This window comes from Asticcacaulis taihuensis, from assembly GCF_900100255.1.
In the GTDB taxonomy this organism is placed as follows: domain Bacteria; phylum Pseudomonadota; class Alphaproteobacteria; order Caulobacterales; family Caulobacteraceae; genus Asticcacaulis; species Asticcacaulis taihuensis.
This window is the reverse complement of sequence record NZ_FMTS01000005.1, coordinates 49,126-65,750: the sequence shown is the minus strand read 5'-3', so window position 1 is coordinate 65,750 and position 16,625 is coordinate 49,126. Positions and strand designations below refer to the sequence as shown.

The 16,625-nt window shown below is 58.6% G+C and carries 17 protein-coding genes and 1 tRNA gene; 13 read left to right on the top strand and 5 right to left on the bottom strand.

The genetic code is table 11. The features are described 5' to 3' along the window. Window positions 1-245 precede the first annotated feature (245 nt). The 7 genes from BLO49_RS18210 to BLO49_RS12665 all read left to right on the top strand — a co-directional run bounded on the left by BLO49_RS18210 (window position 246) and on the right by BLO49_RS12665 (window position 5,252). Entirely contained in the window at window positions 246-551 is a 306-nt protein-coding gene (locus BLO49_RS18210; RefSeq protein WP_139159688.1) for a helix-turn-helix domain-containing protein, read from the top strand. Then, on the top strand, window positions 538-1,092 hold the full coding sequence (locus BLO49_RS12690; protein ID WP_090649217.1) for a hypothetical protein: 555 nt from the start codon (window positions 538-540) through the stop codon (window positions 1,090-1,092). Before BLO49_RS18210 ends, BLO49_RS12690 begins: the two co-directional genes overlap by 14 nt. After that, window positions 1,085-1,714, top strand: coding sequence for a hypothetical protein (locus BLO49_RS12685; protein ID WP_090649213.1), 630 nt, complete (start codon window positions 1,085-1,087; stop codon window positions 1,712-1,714). The genes BLO49_RS12690 and BLO49_RS12685 overlap by 8 nt, the downstream gene beginning before the upstream one ends. After that, window positions 1,714-2,289 (top strand): hypothetical protein, encoded by a 576-nt coding sequence (locus BLO49_RS12680; RefSeq protein ID WP_090649210.1) that lies wholly within the window; start codon window positions 1,714-1,716, stop codon window positions 2,287-2,289. Before BLO49_RS12685 ends, BLO49_RS12680 begins: the two co-directional genes overlap by 1 nt. A 201-nt stretch (window positions 2,290-2,490) precedes the next feature. Next, window positions 2,491-4,494, top strand: coding sequence for a DUF3363 domain-containing protein (locus tag BLO49_RS12675; RefSeq protein ID WP_090649207.1), 2,004 nt, complete (start codon window positions 2,491-2,493; stop codon window positions 4,492-4,494). Between the two features lie 129 nt (window positions 4,495-4,623). Beyond that, on the top strand, window positions 4,624-5,052 hold the full coding sequence (locus tag BLO49_RS12670) for a ribbon-helix-helix domain-containing protein (RefSeq protein ID WP_090649204.1): 429 nt from the start codon (window positions 4,624-4,626) through the stop codon (window positions 5,050-5,052). After that, the gene (locus BLO49_RS12665) at window positions 5,049-5,252 is read left to right on the top strand and encodes a helix-turn-helix domain-containing protein (RefSeq protein WP_090649201.1); all 204 of its coding nucleotides are present in this window, start codon (window positions 5,049-5,051) and stop codon (window positions 5,250-5,252) included. The genes BLO49_RS12670 and BLO49_RS12665 overlap by 4 nt, the downstream gene beginning before the upstream one ends. Before the next feature lie 110 nt (window positions 5,253-5,362). On the opposite strand, the gene BLO49_RS12660 is transcribed toward BLO49_RS12665, so the two are convergent. The 3 genes from BLO49_RS12660 to BLO49_RS12650 all read right to left on the bottom strand — a co-directional run bounded on the left by BLO49_RS12660 (window position 5,363) and on the right by BLO49_RS12650 (window position 7,153). Then, window positions 5,363-5,623, bottom strand: a complete 261-nt coding sequence (locus BLO49_RS12660; RefSeq protein ID WP_090649198.1) for a hypothetical protein — start codon at window positions 5,621-5,623, stop codon at window positions 5,363-5,365. Window positions 5,624-5,673: 50 nt separating this feature from the next. Then, complete coding sequence (locus BLO49_RS12655; protein ID WP_090649195.1) at window positions 5,674-6,897, bottom strand: tyrosine-type recombinase/integrase; 1,224 nt, start codon at window positions 6,895-6,897, stop codon at window positions 5,674-5,676. 169 nt (window positions 6,898-7,066) lie between these two features. Then, window positions 7,067-7,153 (bottom strand) — tRNA-Leu (locus BLO49_RS12650). Between the two features lie 215 nt (window positions 7,154-7,368). Between BLO49_RS12650 and BLO49_RS12645 the strand changes: the two genes are divergently transcribed. Continuing rightward, a complete protein-coding gene (locus BLO49_RS12645) occupies window positions 7,369-8,649 on the top strand; it encodes an SAM-dependent methyltransferase (protein WP_245679016.1) in 1,281 nt (426 codons plus the stop codon). Here BLO49_RS12645 and BLO49_RS12640 read toward each other — a convergent pair. After that, the gene (locus BLO49_RS12640; protein WP_090649191.1) at window positions 8,560-9,432 is read right to left on the bottom strand and encodes a LysR family transcriptional regulator; all 873 of its coding nucleotides are present in this window, start codon (window positions 9,430-9,432) and stop codon (window positions 8,560-8,562) included. The two genes, BLO49_RS12645 and BLO49_RS12640, sit on opposite strands and share 90 nt — an antisense overlap. A 192-nt stretch (window positions 9,433-9,624) precedes the next feature. Between BLO49_RS12640 and BLO49_RS12635 the strand changes: the two genes are divergently transcribed. The 5 genes from BLO49_RS12635 to BLO49_RS12615 all read left to right on the top strand — a co-directional run bounded on the left by BLO49_RS12635 (window position 9,625) and on the right by BLO49_RS12615 (window position 16,210). Continuing rightward, window positions 9,625-11,232: a carboxyl transferase domain-containing protein gene (locus BLO49_RS12635; RefSeq protein ID WP_090649188.1), complete on the top strand. Its 1,608-nt coding sequence runs from the start codon at window positions 9,625-9,627 to the stop codon at window positions 11,230-11,232. A gap of 25 nt (window positions 11,233-11,257) precedes the next feature. After that, window positions 11,258-12,025 (top strand): enoyl-CoA hydratase-related protein, encoded by a 768-nt coding sequence (locus tag BLO49_RS12630; protein ID WP_090649185.1) that lies wholly within the window; start codon window positions 11,258-11,260, stop codon window positions 12,023-12,025. Further along, the gene (locus BLO49_RS12625) at window positions 12,025-13,734 is read left to right on the top strand and encodes an acetyl/propionyl/methylcrotonyl-CoA carboxylase subunit alpha (protein WP_090649182.1); all 1,710 of its coding nucleotides are present in this window, start codon (window positions 12,025-12,027) and stop codon (window positions 13,732-13,734) included. The genes BLO49_RS12630 and BLO49_RS12625 overlap by 1 nt, the downstream gene beginning before the upstream one ends. Before the next feature lie 240 nt (window positions 13,735-13,974). Beyond that, window positions 13,975-15,141 carry an isovaleryl-CoA dehydrogenase gene (locus BLO49_RS12620; RefSeq protein ID WP_090649180.1) on the top strand — a complete coding sequence of 389 codons (1,167 nt, stop codon included), beginning with the start codon at window positions 13,975-13,977 and terminating at the stop codon, window positions 15,139-15,141. A 163-nt stretch (window positions 15,142-15,304) separates the two neighbouring features. Further along, complete coding sequence (locus tag BLO49_RS12615) at window positions 15,305-16,210, top strand: hydroxymethylglutaryl-CoA lyase (protein WP_090649177.1); 906 nt, start codon at window positions 15,305-15,307, stop codon at window positions 16,208-16,210. Here the strand turns inward: BLO49_RS12615 and BLO49_RS12610 are convergent. Further along, window positions 16,200-16,625, bottom strand: a complete 426-nt coding sequence (locus tag BLO49_RS12610; RefSeq protein ID WP_245679015.1) for a DUF2177 family protein — start codon at window positions 16,623-16,625, stop codon at window positions 16,200-16,202. The genes BLO49_RS12615 and BLO49_RS12610 overlap by 11 nt on opposite strands.

Genomic DNA, 16,625 nt, shown 5'->3' with positions numbered 1-16,625 from the left:
AGCCGTCACATGCGACTCCGGGGCCGTAGTAAGCCTGTTCTGTAAGTGGTTTGATGCCGGCCATCTCCGGCACGAAGTCCTTTGACCTCTGTTTGGTCGGGGAGCCTATGGCGCATGCAATAGGCCCCGGCTAAAGGCCATAGGGACCGTCTTACAGCGGTTTACTAACTCCCCGATCACCAAAGGTTCGAAGCTCTCCAGGCGGTTTGTCCGCTTGGCGATCTCGACAGGCAAAGGAGTTAGACATGCGTAAAACGGTTCGCCGGGATGCCGGCTCAATTTCTTCAAATGTACCAAATCCTGTGGACGCTCGGCTGGGCGCCCTCATGCGAGACCGCCGCCGGCACGTCGGCCTTTCGCGTAAGGGCCTGGCGGCCCAGCTCGGTCTCTCCGGACGTGAGGTCAGGCAATATGAAGCTGGCCATCTGCACTTTGGGATGGATATGGTGGCCCTGCTGCGCATAGCACTCAGGGTCCGCATCGGCTTCTTCGCAGACCCTATCACACCATTGGTTCGGAAGATGGGAGTGGCGCGCCATGCAAGACACTGACACCCTTTGGCTGAATATCCGTAAGGCTCAGGAGAAAAATGCTTCTGACTTCGCATTTGAACGGCGTCGATTGCAGCAGGCTGAAGACTTGCTTACCTCGGAGATATCTGACGACCTGCTCTTAAATCTGCATCTGTTTGCAATGGATTTTGAGATGGAGAACGCCTGTTACGCCGTCTTGAAACGTCAGACCGAAGACCTGCTACTTGAGAGAATGGCAGGCGGTAAAGATGACAGCTATCCGCCATCTGATTTCATTGGCGCAAAGGATGGCGAAGCTAAGAGAGCCCTTGAGGCGGCGATATCCAATACGCTACCGAACAGGGAGCTTCTCGGCCTATTTTTGTACGCGGAATGTCTCCGGTTCATGGATGACAACGGACCTACGTGGCAAGCTGTATTCGATCTCACCCGCTTGCAAATTCTTCGCCGTATGCAAGGCTTCCGTATCGATACTGACACTATGAGCGTGTCCAACACCCCCGATGATGCGACCATGTTATCGTCAACTTCGCGGGCCAGGTGTGTGCGTTATGGATAAGTTTGCTACACACAATCCGGCGTTTGATTCAGGCGCACTGGGGTTAGAGATCAACAATCTAGCCTGGCTGGAAGATGAATGGGATGACGAGCATCTGGCCAGAATTGAAGGCGGTGAACTGGGCTATGCCCGTGAAGAACTGAGACTGGCCGAGACGCTTTTCAGTCGTCACCTTCCGGATGACATACTGCTTCGTCTATACCTCTTTGTCATGAGCCATGGCGACGACGAGCCGGGTATCTGGAGCCTCATCCGTGACAAAACCAAGCGCCTGATTTTGTCACGACTTTCCGGCGGCCCAAAGAAGCGGGCTGCCAAATACAAGCGGGGTTTCGATCCAAAAGATCATCAGCTCGCTGTCGAAGCCATTTCCAAAAACGCCCTCCCTTACCGCGATCTTTTAAGCCTGTATGACATTGCTTCGATCAATCAGGGGATAGACGAAGATTGGAATGATGACGCGGTATTCGCCGCTCATTGGGAGGCAATATTCGATTTGCTGGGGGAGAAAATCCTGACATTGATGGCGGCGCATAGAGCGGATATTCAGGGAGTCTTCAATCAAAAATCGTCCGGGTTGAATGATGCCGCTATGCCGCGAATTGGTTCAGGAGATGCGTAATGACAGTCGACGATTATGCCTGGATGGACCATCTTCCGAACGCGGATGATGAGGTGTTCGGAGATGCGCGACTTGATCTTCAGCATGCGGAAAATACGTTCAGGGCTGATATGCCTGATCGGCTTCTTTTGAGGCTGTACGGCTTCCTTTTGATCCGGGAACAGGAGGCTATATGGCTGCCGTTACTCCATCTCTGTGCCGGTCTGATACTGCTCCGAATGCTTGGCCCGATGTTCTGTCCGGAAAAATATAAAGTCGACTTCGGCCCTAGGGAGTGCGACTTGGCCGAAGAAGCGAGCCGGTCTGGAAGCCTGCCAAATAGAGACTTGCTCAGCCTGTATTTCACCGCTGAGGACCACGCCGGGATGGCGCCTGGACCAAAGCCGGCGCCGCACTGGGCGTGGAAATGGAAGCCAATATACGAGCTGGCAACAGAGCAGGTGCTCTCCAGAATGGAAATGACCAGATCGATAGCACTCAGAACGCTTCCCTCCCTCAATTGCGTATTTCAACGAGAGACCGTCGCCGATACGGGAGCGGATGATGAGGCGCTGGGCGTGATCGGAAGTCAGTAGAGGGTTTTTTCGCGGTGAATTTTGAAGGCAAGATGAAAGGAATGGCGCCAAATCCCTGCGGGCTCTGGCTAATTCGTTGTCTTTGTTCTGGATTCTGGACGCCTATGTGGCGCCATCACCGGCGAGCGTAGCGCCAACCTGTACACCTTGCCAAACCTTTTGAATTGCTTGCTAATTTTGCAGGCAATCGGAGGAATTTCGATGGTGAAAAATAGAGAGGTAACCCCTAAGCTGGGCCGTATACGTGCCCGATCAGGTGAGATTTCGCATGGTCGGGCATATCTGAACAAGGTCATCAAAGCCACGAACCTGGCACGGGGCGGCGGTGCGATGAAGCCGGTCGTTTCGCGCTTCACTGGCAGCCGCATTAGCAGAGGCAAGGGGGTAGCTTCAGTGCTGGCGACCAGGGCCAGCGTCGCGTCATTCAGACAGAGGCGCGTCGTTGTAAAATCACGCATCGTCAGGCTTGCCGGAAAGGGGCGCGCAGCGGCCGCAGCACACATGCGTTATATCCAGCGCGATGGCGTCACGAAGGAAGGCTTGAAAGGCGAGCTTTACAATGCGCGGGATGATCGCGCCGACGGTCGGGAATTCTTCGCCCGAAGTGAGGGCGACCGCCATCAGTTCCGCTTCATCGTATCCCCTGAAGACGGTGTGCAATACGACGACCTGAAGTCCGTCACCCGGCGCCTATTGGGCAGCATGGAACAGGATTTGGGCACGAAACTCGATTGGGTCGCAGTGGACCACTTCAACACCGGCCATCCGCACACGCATGTCCTGATTCGCGGCAAGGATGACCGGGGCAAGGATCTGGTTATTGCGCCTGAATATATCACATCCGGTGTGCGGGAGCGTGCGATTGAAATAGTCAGCCTTGATCTGGGGCCACGAACCCAGCGCGAAATACATGCGAGCCTTCAGGCGGAGGTGACCCAGGAGCGTTTCACCAGCATCGACAGGGAACTGCTAGGCCGTCAAGATGCGCAGGGCCTGGTGCGGCCGGTCGACGGTAACACGTTCCGCCAATCCCTCCTCGCCGGTCGCCTGCATATGCTTGGTCGCCTTGGCCTGGCCCAGCTAACGGGACCGAGCGAATGGCAGCTCAGGGACGATATGCAACCGGTCCTGAGGCGCCTAGGCGAGCGTGGCGATATTATCAAACAACTTGCCCACGACATGAAGGCACTGGGCCGCGACGATGTGCTGTCCGACTTTCTGGTTCACGATCAGGACCCGGCTAAACGCACCGACGAGAATGTGCCGCCACGCCTGACCGGCGCTCTTATCCGCCGCGGCTTGAGTGACGAACTCAATGACCGTCACTACGTGGTGATTGACGGTCTGGACGGTCATGTTCACGTCGTGGATATTGGTCGGGGAGATCGAACGTCATTTATCGAGCCGAACTCGATACTAACAATTGAAGCCAGGGTGCCCTCGATACGGCAAAGCGATATCACAATTGCCAAGGTCGCATCACACAGTGACGGCTTTTATAACGTGGCCAACCATCTGGCCTTTGACAGGTCGGCCAGTGTCGATTTTGCCGAGGCTCACCGGCGGCGACTGCAGGCCATTGAACGTGTGACAAAGAAGATCGAGAAGGCGCCGGCGGGAAGCTTCAGGATCGGCAAGGATTATCTCGATGCCGCCCTTGCCTACGAAAAGAGACTGGTGAGCGACTCCCCGGCCAGGATAGACGTTGAGACCTCAATTGCCCTCGATCGACAACCTGCCCACAACGGCCCGACCTGGCTTGATAAGCGGCTTCTATCTGGCGAAGCCGTAGAGGAACCCGCAAATGGGTTTGGGGCGGCCGTTACCAATGCCCTTAAGCAAAGGCAGCAGTGGCTCATCGAGGAAGGCCTGGCTGAATCTGGGCCAGACGGCAGTGTGATTTATGGCCGCGATATGACCCAGAAACTGGCCCAACGTCAGTTGAACCAAGTGGCCGTCCAACTGTCGGAGGACTTGGGGCTGGCGTACAGGCCCAGCCAACAGTCGGAGCGAGTTGAAGGCCGATTAAGCCGGATGATAATGTCGGTCGACACGAAGTATGCCGTCGTTGAACGCTCTAAGGAGTTTACTTTGGTCCCATGGCGGAAAGAACTGGAGCGCGAGATTGGGAAACAGGTTTCCGTTATTGATCGCGGCAGTGGCATCCAATGGGAAACGGGCCGAAACAAAGGTATGGGCAGGTAGGGACTGCGGAGGTCTAGTGACGCCTGACCGTCCCCAGTGCGGCAGGATGCGGTAGGACCGTACAGAAGGGGGATGTAGAAGTGGGCTGTGCAGTGGCATCATGGCGCTTTCTTTTTGGGAAAGCGCGCCATGAAGCCAAAGCACCACCTTTACCTCGACCAAGACCTGAGTGACGAGCTTGAGCGGCTGGCAGCAGCGCCAGGCACCACCAAATCCGCGATTGCCTGCGAGGCCTTGCGAAAGTTCTTCAAACACAAAGGCAGTGGTGAGCACGATGCGGCGATACGTATGCGGCTGGACCGGCTGAGCCGTGCGCACGAGCGACTTGCTAGGGATGTTGAGGTGATCCTTGAGAGCCTGACTGTCTATGTCAAATACGACTTTATGCTGACAGCGCATTTGCCTGAGCCAGACAAGGTTTCCGCTGCCAAAGGCCGAGAACGATTTGATCGCTTCACACACACGGTCGGCAATAGTCTGGCGCAGGCACACCGGCAGAATGAGCCCGCGCAACTGGCAAATGAGGAAGATGTATACCGTCCAGGAGATCAAAAATGACTGTGCCGACGGAACTTACAAAGCTTGCCTATCGTATCGATGAAGCGGTCAAGGTCAGTGGCTTGGGGCGGACTTTTCTTTATGAGCGGATGGCATTAGGCGAGTTGAAATCGATCAAGATCGGCGGCCGGCGGCTGATCCTACATTCAGACCTCGTTGCCTTTCTAACGACCTCCGATAGCGGCTACATGCTGAACTGAATCGGGCTTCGCGCGCTCTTGAAAAACCAAAGGCCCAGGATAAATCCGAGGCCCTAGCATTTGACTCCCTTTCGGGCGGCGAAGGCTTACGCCCCGCAAATATTAACATTTTAAACAGTTTCACTAATGGCGAGAGAAATTCCATCAGGGATGTTTTCTTCGGCTCTCTTGGCTGATCCATTTGCATCGACCGCTCCGTAAATCATACGTTCCAGTTCATGCCGGCGCGGGTCATTTTCGTTTTCCCATAGAGAAAGGATCGCTTGGTCATCCAATCCAGCGAGGACTTGAAACTCAGCGATAGCTTCCGCCGCCTTTTCTTCATCCGTATAATCATAAAGCCGGTCAGCTATATCAACTTGGACTGTCATATTGGAGCACTCCGTTCCTTGTCAGAATATACCACAGAAGAGCCGTTGCGCTAAGCGATTTTACCACCTTTGAATGGTAGCACTTTGGCGCCTGACTTCAGTTGGTCGAGGTAGTCTGACCACCATTGCGCCATACGCACTCTTTCCTCCCAATGCCTTCCGCGATGATAGATTGCGCGCACATTATCGCCGCCCTTATGAGCCAAGGCACGTTCTATGGCGTCGGAAGACCATTTACCCGATTCATTGAGAAGCGTGCTGGCTGTACTTCGGAAACCGTGCGAGGTCATTTCATCCGACGAATAGCCTAGACGCCTGAGAGCAACATTCAGGGTATTCTCCGACATCGGCTTTAACCCGGAACTCACCGACGGAAAAACGTATTTGCTCTTTAACGGATACGCTTTCGCTTCACGTAAAATCTCTAAGGCCTGGTTGGATAGGGGCACGGCATGGTCTTCCCGCATTTTCATCTTCTCTGCGGGAATGCGCCAAACGGCTTTATCGAGATCGAATTCGCTCCATTCCGCGTGGCGAAGTTCGCCAGGACGAACGAAAACGTGCGGTGCGAGTTTCAAAGCCAGCGGGCTTAAACCATGACCCTTGTACCCCTCAATCGCCCTGAGCAAACCTCCAACGTCTTCCGGCTCGATGAGCGCGGCGTGATGCTTTACCTTTGGGGCGACAAGTGCTTCTCCAAGGTCGGCGGCGGGATTGAAGCGGCATCGGCCGGTAATGACAGCGTAGCGAAACACTCTTGCGGCGAAGGCACGGACCCGCTTTGCAGTTTCATTGTTGCCAGCGCGTTCGATCTTCTTAATGGCGTTCAATAATTCAACAGGTTCGATGTCCGACACCGGCCTTGTGCCCATGTCCTTTTCTAACAATGACGCAAACCACCGGAGCTTGATCATTGTAGCTTCCGCCATGCCGTCGCGCTGCCGCTTATCGACGAACTCCGCTGCGATCGCCCCAAAGGTGTTGGACGCTGCAATCTCAGCGGCGATCGCCTTTCGCTTTCTTTCGGCTCCGGGATCTATGCCTTCTGCCAAGAGTGCACGCGCTTCGTCATGCCGCGTTCTGGCCGCCTTCAACCCGACGTCGGGATATGTGCCGAAGGATAGCTGCTGCTCTTTACCGGCGAAGCGGTACTTAAAGCGCCAAAGCTTTCCGCCTGAAGGTCTGACAATGACGAATAAGCCGCCATCATCATGAAGTTTGTACTGAGTTTGGCGAGGCTTTGCATTTCGCAAAGTCGTGTCCGAAAGTGCCACTGTGCCCGTCCCTTTGAAAGGACCGAACCGTCAAGAGTGACCCCCAAAGTGACCCCCAAAATGCGGGGATGCGGGCGAACTCCGGCGGACGGAGATGAACTCAACGCCTTATAACTAGCACATTTTAAAGGGATTTTCAAGGAAATCCGGACGTTGCCGGATAGCCTAATGGTGCCCAGGAAAGGACTCGAACCTTCACGGCCGTTAAGCCACTGGCACCTGAAGCCAGCGCGTCTACCAATTCCGCCACCTGGGCACTTACTTAGGTGGTAGTCTCCGCCGATTTCTCCGCGAAGGCGGCGACCTATAGGGGCAAACTTTTCGCCGGTCAACGCCTTTGATGACGATTTGCACAAAAGTTTTCACACTTTCCGTCTTAACCAATTCCTTATTTCTCAAACCGTGAACCCTATCGGTTTTTTGCGCCCGCAGTTTTCTTCTGTTACCGCCCCCGGACCGTTGGAGATCGCCATGCTGCAAAGATATCTTCACACCCTTATTCAGCAAGGCAGGCTGACCGTTCGGATCAATCCCGGCAAGACCTATGCCTTCGGCAATTCAATACCGGACAGGCCCGATCTGGATGTTGCCATCTGGATCAATAGCCCGTGGACGGCCTTCAAGATCGGCTTTCACCCTTATCTCTATTTCGGTGAGGCGGTCATGGAGGCTGATCTGATTGTTGAAAAGGGCAGTCTGTGGAACCTGATGGAACTGATTGGTCTGAACCTGCAGAACGCGCCGGATCGAGGCTGGCTGTCACGCCTGCTGCATGGCATCAAGCGCTTCCTGCCGGCGCATTCGCTCAATGCCTCACGCGCCAATGTGGCGCACCATTATGACCTGTCGGAAAAGCTCTATCGCCTGTTTCTCGATGAGGATATGCAGTATTCCTGCGCCTATTTTCAATCGCCACAGGCCTCGCTGGAAGAGGCGCAGATCGCCAAGAAGGACCATATTGCGGACAAGCTTTACCTCTCGCCGGGCCAGAGCGTGCTCGATATTGGCTGCGGCTGGGGCGGCATGGCCCTGCATCTGGCGAAGCAGGCCGGCGTCAATGTCACCGGCGTGACCCTTTCGACTGAACAACTGGCCGTGGCCGAACAGCGCGCCCTGGCGCCCAGTGTCAATGCGCGGGTACGTTTTGAACTGTGTGATTACCGCGAGGTCAGTGGGCTGTTCGATCGCATTGTCAGTGTCGGCATGTTCGAGCACGTCGGGTTGGCGGGCTTCGATGGTTATTTCCAGACCGTGGCCGACCGGCTGAAGGAGGACGGCGTAGCGCTGATCCATACAATCGGCCGGCGTGGCAAGACCGGCGGGCGTTCGGCCTGGCTCAACAAATTTATCTTCCCCGGCGGTTATATTCCGAGTTTGTCGGAAATAACGGATTCAGTGGAAAAATCCGGCCTGTTCATCACTGATATCGAGCCCCTGCGTCTGCACTATGCCGAAACCCTGCGTCACTGGCGCGCGCGCTTCCTGGCGCACCGCGAGGAGATCGCCGCCCTCTATGACGAGCGTTTCTGCCGCATGTGGGAGTTTTATCTCTGCTGGTGCGAACTGGGTTTCCGCTATGGCGATCTGATGGTTTTCCAGGTGCAACTGGCCAAGCGGCTCGATACCCTGCCGATCACCCGCGACTACATGATGCCGCAAGCCTCAGCCCGCGTGGCCGAAGAAGCCGCCAGCGAAACGCTGAAAGGCTTTGCCCGCGCCGGTCAGGCGATCCGGCAAGGCGAAGCGGGGTAAGAACAGCGCCACGGTACGGCGCGGATTGAAATCGCGCATGGGTATCCGCACGACATCGGGCGACTGGTAGCTTTCCGGCATGACGGTGATGCCGACACCGGCGCCAACCATGCTGAGCGCGCGCTCGTCCTGCGCCGTGCGATAGACCAGCGGTGGACGGACATTGCGATCGGTAAAGTGCCGGCTGGTTTCGCTGAGCACCTCGCAGCGCGAGCGGACGATCATCGAGTCATTGGCCAGGTCTTCGCCGCGTATGACGGCCTCGCCCGCCAGACAGTGCGTGACAGGCAGGGCCAACTTGTAGCCTTCCTCAAATAGCGGCAGGCTGCTATCGTCATCTACTCGGCGCAGGGAAAGCGCATAGTCCAGGCCGCGTTCATCCAGGCGATTGAGCAGTTCCTGTTCGCTGCCATCATAAAGATCGAAGCGGATGCCGGGATGCGCCGCCGAGAAACCGGCCAGCAATCGCGCCACCAGGGCCGCCGGCAGGGTTTGCAGCACGCCCAGCCGCAACACATCGGCGGTCTCGGTCCGCGCGATCTCGGCCGCGGCCATATTAACCTCATGCAGGATCGCCTTGGCACGCGGCAGGAAGCGCGTACCCGCCGTGGTCAGGAAAACGCGTTTGTTGTTGCGAACGAACAGACCGACGCCCAATTGCTCTTCCAGCCGCTTGATGCCGGCCGAAAGCGTCGGCTGGGTGATCAAGCAAGCGGCCGCCGCCTTGGTGAAACTGCCGGTTTCGACCACGGCCAGAAAATAGCGCAGAAGGTACAGTTCCATTTTATCGTTCAGTCGCCACTAAGGCTCTCCTCGCATCAGCTCGGGCGAGCAGTCGCCCTTGCCATATTGCCTTCGTCAATATGGAAGCGTCTATTCATAGATATTGTCTATGCACAGAATTGTGACTATCAATTTTTCCAATTGAGGTCAGGCGCGTACTATCCTCCCCTGAAAACGTGAGACAGGGATCATATGACCGCCTTCAGGAACGAGATCGACACAGGCTCGGATGAGTTTCGCGCCAATGCCGCGCGGATGCAGACGCTGGTGGATGACCTGCGAAGCCTGACCGCGCAAATCGCCCAAGGCGGATCGCCATCGGCACGCGAGAAACACACGGCGCGCGGCAAGCTTCTGCCCCGCGATCGTGTTGCCGGACTGATCGATCCGGGCTCGTCGTTTCTCGAATTTTCCGCCCTGGCAGCGCACAGGGTTTACGATGACGAGGTGCCGGCAGCGGGCCTGATCACCGGCATTGGCCGCATCAGCGGCACGGAATGCGTTATTGTCTGCAACGACGCCACGGTGAAGGGGGGCACCTATTATCCGCTGACGGTCAAAAAGCACCTGCGGGCGCAGGAGATCGCGCAGACCAACAACCTGCCCTGCGTCTATCTGGTTGATTCCGGCGGCGCCAACCTGCCCAACCAGGACGAGGTCTTTCCGGACAAGGACGATTTCGGCCGCATCTTCTTCAATCAGGCGCAAATGTCGGCCAGCGATATCCCGCAGATCGCCGTGGTCATGGGCTCCTGCACTGCCGGCGGGGCCTATGTGCCGGCCATGTCGGATGAATCCATCATCGTCCGGAATCAGGGCACCATCTTCCTCGCCGGACCGCCGCTGGTAAAGGCGGCCACCGGGGAAGTGGTGAGCGCCGAAGACCTCGGCGGCGGCGATGTCCATGCCCGCGTCTCCGGTGTGGTCGATCACCTGGCGGCCGATGATGCCGATGCCCTGCGCATTGCCCGCCGCATTGTCGGCCATCTCAATCGCCCGAAACAGGTATCGCTGGCGACACGGCCGGTGGTTGAACCGCTTCACGAGGCCGAGGAAATCTACGGCATCATTCCGGCCGATACACGCCAGCCCTTCGATGTGCGCGAAATCATTGCCCGCCTGGTGGATGGCTCCGAATTCGATGAGTTCAAGAAGCTGTATGGCGAGACGCTCGTCTGTGGTTTCGCTCATCTCTACGGCTATCCGGTCGGCATCATCGCCAATAACGGCGTGCTGTTTTCCGAAAGCGCGCTGAAAGGCGCGCATTTCATAGAACTGTGCTGCCAGCGCGGTATCCCGCTAATTTTCCTGCAAAATATCACCGGCTTCATGGTCGGCCGCCAATATGAGAACGAAGGCATTGCCCGCCATGGCGCCAAGATGGTCACGGCGGTGGCCTGCGCCAATGTGCCGAAACTGACCGTCATCATCGGCGGATCTTATGGCGCCGGAAACTACGGTATGTGCGGCCGCGCCTACGATCCGCGGTTCCTGTGGATGTGGCCCAATGCGCGGATTTCGGTCATGGGTGGCGAACAGGCGTCCAATGTGCTGGCCACAGTCAAGCGCGACGGCATCGAGGCGAAGGGCGGCGAATGGAGCGCCGAGGACGAGGCCGCCTTCAAGGCGCCGATCCGCGAAACCTACGAGGCGCAGGGGCATCCCTATTACGCTTCCGCCCGGCTGTGGGACGACGGCGTCATCGACCCCGCGGATACCCGCCGCGTACTGGGCCTGGGACTATCCGCCGCATTGAATGCTCCGATTGCCCCCACCAGGTTTGGTGTCTTCAGGATGTAACCGCCGAATGACAAAGGAGCCCACCATGCAGGATATCACCGTAGAGGCCGACGAACGCGGCGTAGTCCGCGTCACCCTCAACCGCCCCGCCGTTCATAATGCCTTCAATGAAGGCATGATCGGCGAACTGACCGACGCTTTCGCCGATCTGGGCAAGCAGGATGGTGTTCGCGTCATCGTCCTGGCCGGCAATGGCGCCAGTTTCAGCGCCGGCGCCGATCTCAACTGGATGAAGCGTGCCGCCGAACAGGACGAATATGCCAACCGCGAGGACGCCCTGGCCCTGGCGAAGATGTTCGACACCCTCAATACCTGCCCGAAGCCGGTGGTCGGACTGGTCCACGGCGCGACACTCGGCGGCGGCGTCGGGCTGGTCGCCTGTTGTGATGTCGTGATCGCTCAGCCGGAGGTCAGTTTCGGCATGACCGAGGTACGGCTGGGCCTTATCCCGGCGGTGATCTCGCCCTTCGTCATTGCCAAGGTGGGACAGTCGGCGGCACGGCGCTACATGCTGACAGGCGAGCGCTTCACCGCTGCCGAGGCCCTGCGTATCGGTCTGATCCACGAGGTGAGCCCTGCCCTGGAAGCCGAGGGCGCCAAGGTGGTCGAAGCCTTGCTGGCCGGCGGTCCGGAAGCCATTGCCGATGCCAAGGATCTGATCGCCGATATCACGAAGATGGACGACAAGGGAGAACTGACCGCTCACCGCATCGCCACGCGCCGGGCCTCGGATGAAGGCCGCGAAGGCATTGCCGCTTTCCTCGGCAAACGCAAACCCCACTGGACGACCTGATGTTCAAACGCATTCTGATCGCCAATCGCGGGGAAATCGCCCGACGTATTATCCGTAGCTGTAAACGGATGAATGTAGAGACCGTCGCGGTCTATTCCGATGCCGATGCCCGTGCGGCATTTGTGCGCGAGGCAGATCGCGCCGTATTGATCGGGCCGGCGGCGGCCAGTGACAGCTATCTGCGTGGCGACCGGATCATCGCCGCGGCGCTGGAAACCGGCGCCGAAGCCATCCACCCCGGTTACGGCTTCCTGTCGGAAAACGCCGAATTCGCGGAAGCCTGCGAGGATGCCGGGCTGGTCTTTATCGGTCCGCGGCCGGATGCCATCCGCGCCATGGCCCTGAAAGGCGCTGCCAAGGCCCTGATGACCGTCGCCGGCGTGCCGGTAACGCCCGGCTATCATGGCGATGATCAGAACGCGGAGCATCTGGCAGCGGAGGCCGCGCGCATCGGCTATCCCGTGTTGATCAAGGCGGTGGCCGGTGGCGGCGGCAAGGGGATGCGGCGGGTCGATCGGGCCGAGGATTTCGCCGATGCCCTGATATCGGCGCAACGCGAGGGGCTGAATGCCTTTTCCGATCCCAAGGTGCTGATCGAGAAATATATCGAGGTGCCGCGCCATATCGAGATTCAGCTGTTTGCAGACGAACATGGGAGCGTCGTCCATCTGTTCGAGCGCGACTGTTCGCTGCAACGCCGCCACCAGAAGGTCATCGAGGAAGCCCCGGCGCCGGGCCTGCCGGAAGCCATGCGCCGCGCCATGGGGGAGGCGGCGGTAAAGGCGGCACAGGCCATCAAATATAGAGGGGCCGGGACGGTGGAGTTCATCGTCGATGTCTCGAAAGGCATTGAAGGTGCGCCCTTCTATTTCATGGAGATGAACACGCGACTTCAGGTCGAGCATCCGGTGACCGAGGAAATCACCGGGCTTGATCTGGTCGAATGGCAGTTGCGCGTGGCGGCGGGCGAGCTCCTGCCGAGGACGCAAGCTGAACTGGCCATCACCGGCCATGCCATCGAGGCGCGGCTCTATGCCGAAGATCCGCAGAACGATTTCCTGCCCGCCATCGGCACGCTCGAACGGCTCGATTTTCCGGCGGCGGCGCGCATTGAATCGGCCGTCGAGGCTGGCGATACTGTCAGCCCGTTTTATGATCCGATGATCGCCAAGATCGTGGTTCACGGCAAGGACCGAAAACAGGCCCTGGACCGGATGCGCGAAGCCCTGATCGAGACGAAACTGCGCGGCCTGGCGACAAACCTGAGCTTCCTGCGCCGGGTGGTTTCCGACGCGGCGTTTGCGGCGGCGGAGATCGATACCGGCTTTATCGCCCGCCATCAGGATCGCCTGCTCCTGCCCTGGCCCGACAGCGAGATAATGCCCTCGGCGGCCGATCCGACCTCGCCATGGAACGACATCACCGGCTGGCGGCTCAATCTGCCGCCGCAGGTGCCGCTGAACCTGAAGTCGGAAGCCGGTGAGGCAGCCGTGGTTTCCGGCGACATCAAGGCGCCCATGCCGGGCAAGCTGATCGATGTGTTCGTGTCCGTGGGTGAGGCGGTGGAGAAGGGCCAGAAGCTGCTGATCATGGGCGCCATGAAGATTGAACACACCATGAAGGCGCCGATGGCGGGCGTGGTCCGGGCGGTCCATGCGGCGGCTGGTGATCAGGTGGCCGACAAGGCTCTGCTGGTAGAGATAGAGTAAGGGAAGGGAATCCACAGATTACACAGATTAACACAGATTAAGGAGAGCGCTACCGCGCTCAAGAGAGCAAGTGAACTGGCGAATGGGAAGACAATAAGGCTCTGAAAAATCTGTGTTAATCTGTGTAATCTGTGGATTCCCTTCCTTCAGGTAAGAAACCCCACCACCATCCGTCTCCGCCTAAAGGCTGCGCCGGATGGTCCCCCTCCCCAACAAGTTGGGGAGGTATAAGGAGGAATAATGATCGATTTTCCGCATCTGCAATTCGGCCATGGCGAGGACATAGACTCCTTGCGCGAAGGCGTGCGCAAGTTCGCCGAAATCGAGATCGCGCCGCTGGCCGAGGCCGCAGACCGTGACGACCAGTTTCCCATGCCCCTGTGGCGCAAGATAGGCGAGATGGGCGTGCTCGGCCTGACGGCACCGGAAGCCTATGGCGGCGCGAACATGGGCTATCTCGCCCACACCATCGCCATGGAAGAAATCTCCCGCGCCTCGGCCTCGATCGGGCTTTCCTATGGCGCGCATTCCAACCTGTGCGTCAACCAGATCACCCGGAACGGTACGGAGACGCAGAAGGCGAAATACCTGCCGAAACTGATCTCCGGCGAACATGTCGGGGCGCTGGCCATGTCGGAAACCGGCGCGGGCTCGGATGTGGTGTCGATGAAACTGCGCGCCGACAAGCGCGGCGACCGCTATATCCTAAATGGCAGCAAGATGTGGATCACCAATGGTCCGGACGCGGACATTCTGGTCGTCTATGCCAAGACCGACCCTGCCGCCGGCTCGAAAGGCATGACCGCTTTCCTGATCGAAAAGGGTTTTGCCGGCTTCTCGGTGGCGCAGAAGCTCGACAAGTTGGGGATGCGCGGCTCGCATACCGGCGAACTGGTCTTCGCCGACTGCGAGGTGCCGGCCGAGAATGTGCTGGGTACGGAAGGGCGTGGCGCAGGCGTGCTGATGTCGGGCCTCGATTACGAGCGCGTGGTGCTGTCCGGCGGACCGCTCGGCATCATGCGGGCCTGTCTCGATGTGGTCATTCCCTATATTCATGAGCGCGAACAGTTCGGTAGTCCCATCGGCACCTTCCAGTTGATGCAGGGCAAGCTGGCCGACATGTATTCAACCTGGGCCGCCTGCCGCGCCTACGTTTATGCCGTCGCCGCGGCCTGCGATCGCGGCGAGACGACGCGCAAGGACGCCGCCGGTTGCATCCTCTATGCCGCCGAAAAGGCGACCTGGATGGCCGGTGAAGCCATCCAGTGCCTGGGCGGCAACGGCTACACCAATGATTTTCCGGTCGGGCGGCTGTGGCGCGACGCCAAGCTCTATGAGATCGGCGCCGGTACTTCAGAAATCCGGCGGATGCTGATCGGGCGCGAATTGTTTGAGGAAACCAAGTGATGGTGGATATGAAAGCCCCCTCCGTCAGCGACACCAGCCCTGAAGGGCTTCGCGCTGACACCTCCCCCGCTTCGCAGGGGAGGATCGTTTACCTCCTTCCCAGTAGCGTGGCGTGCGGGGGAGGTATTGCGGCTAAGTCCGCGACAGAGGAGGCACTTAAGCTATGACACGCCCCAGGCACGTCACCCTTTATGAGGTCGGCCCGCGCGATGGCTTGCAGGCGGAAGCGGAGGGTGTTTCGACCGTCGACAAGATTGCGCTGATCGATCAATTGTCCGCCTCCGGATTGACACATATCGAGGCCACCAGTTTCGTTTCGTCGAAATGGGTGCCGCAGATGGCCGATGCGGCCGAGGTCATGGCCGGTATCACCCGCGCGCCAGGCGTGACCTATCCGGTCCTGACGCCCAATCTGAAAGGCTATGAAGCCGCGCGGGATGCTAACGCTCAGGTCGTGGCTATTTTTGGCGCCGCGTCGGAAGCCTTCAGTCAGAAGAATATCAACTGTTCGATAGAGGAAAGCCTGGAACGCTTTGGCTTCGTGATGGAGTCGGCAGCGCGCGACCATATTCGGGTGCGCGGCTATGTCTCGACTGTCATCGCCTGTCCCTATGAAGGGCCGGTCCAGCCCGAAGCCGTGGTGCGGGTGGCGGAACGGATGCTCGACATGGGCTGCTATGAAATTTCGCTGGGTGATACGATCGGTGTCGGGACGCCTGGAGATGTGGCGCGCCTGCTCGATACGGTGCTGAAGGTCATACCGGCGGACAAACTGGCCGTGCATTTCCATGATACCTACGGCCAGGCCCTGGCCAATATCCTGACCAGCCTGGATTACGGTATTGCCACCATCGATTCCTCGGTGGGCGGTCTGGGCGGCTGCCCCTATGCGCCGGGCGCATCAGGCAATGTGGCGACCGAGGATGTGCTCTATATGCTGAATGGACTGGGCATTGAGACCGGTGTTGATCTCGATGCCATCGTACCGGCGGCCTGGCAGATATCGGATGTGCTGGGCCGTCCGCCGCGCTCGAAGGTGGCGGTGGCGAAAGGCCGGCCTAAAGTCTGAGCTTCAGGAGCTTAAGCACGCCCGCTGTCAGCAGCGCCGTGGTCAGGGTGATAACCATACCCCAGGCCATATCGATCAGGCTCAGGCGCAGCGGCCAGTCCCGGATCACCGCCAGGGCCGTCAGGTCATAGGTGCCGTAAGCTGCCAGGCCGAACAGGGCGGACTTTATCGACAGATCGATGAGAGAGGGGCGGCCGCGGCCACCGAAAAGCACCGGAAACAGGACCAGCCAGGTCAGGCTAACGCCGTAAAGCCCGTAAAAGGCCGCCGCCGGAACAAGATCGGGCTTTGCACGCATCAGGCCGGCCATGTTGGGGCGGTAAAGGGATTCGGCCGTCAGGCTGAGCCAGGCAAAATCCAGGGCCAGCATGATGACCAGCACGAGTAAGAGCGTGACCATAAAAGCTCGGATCAT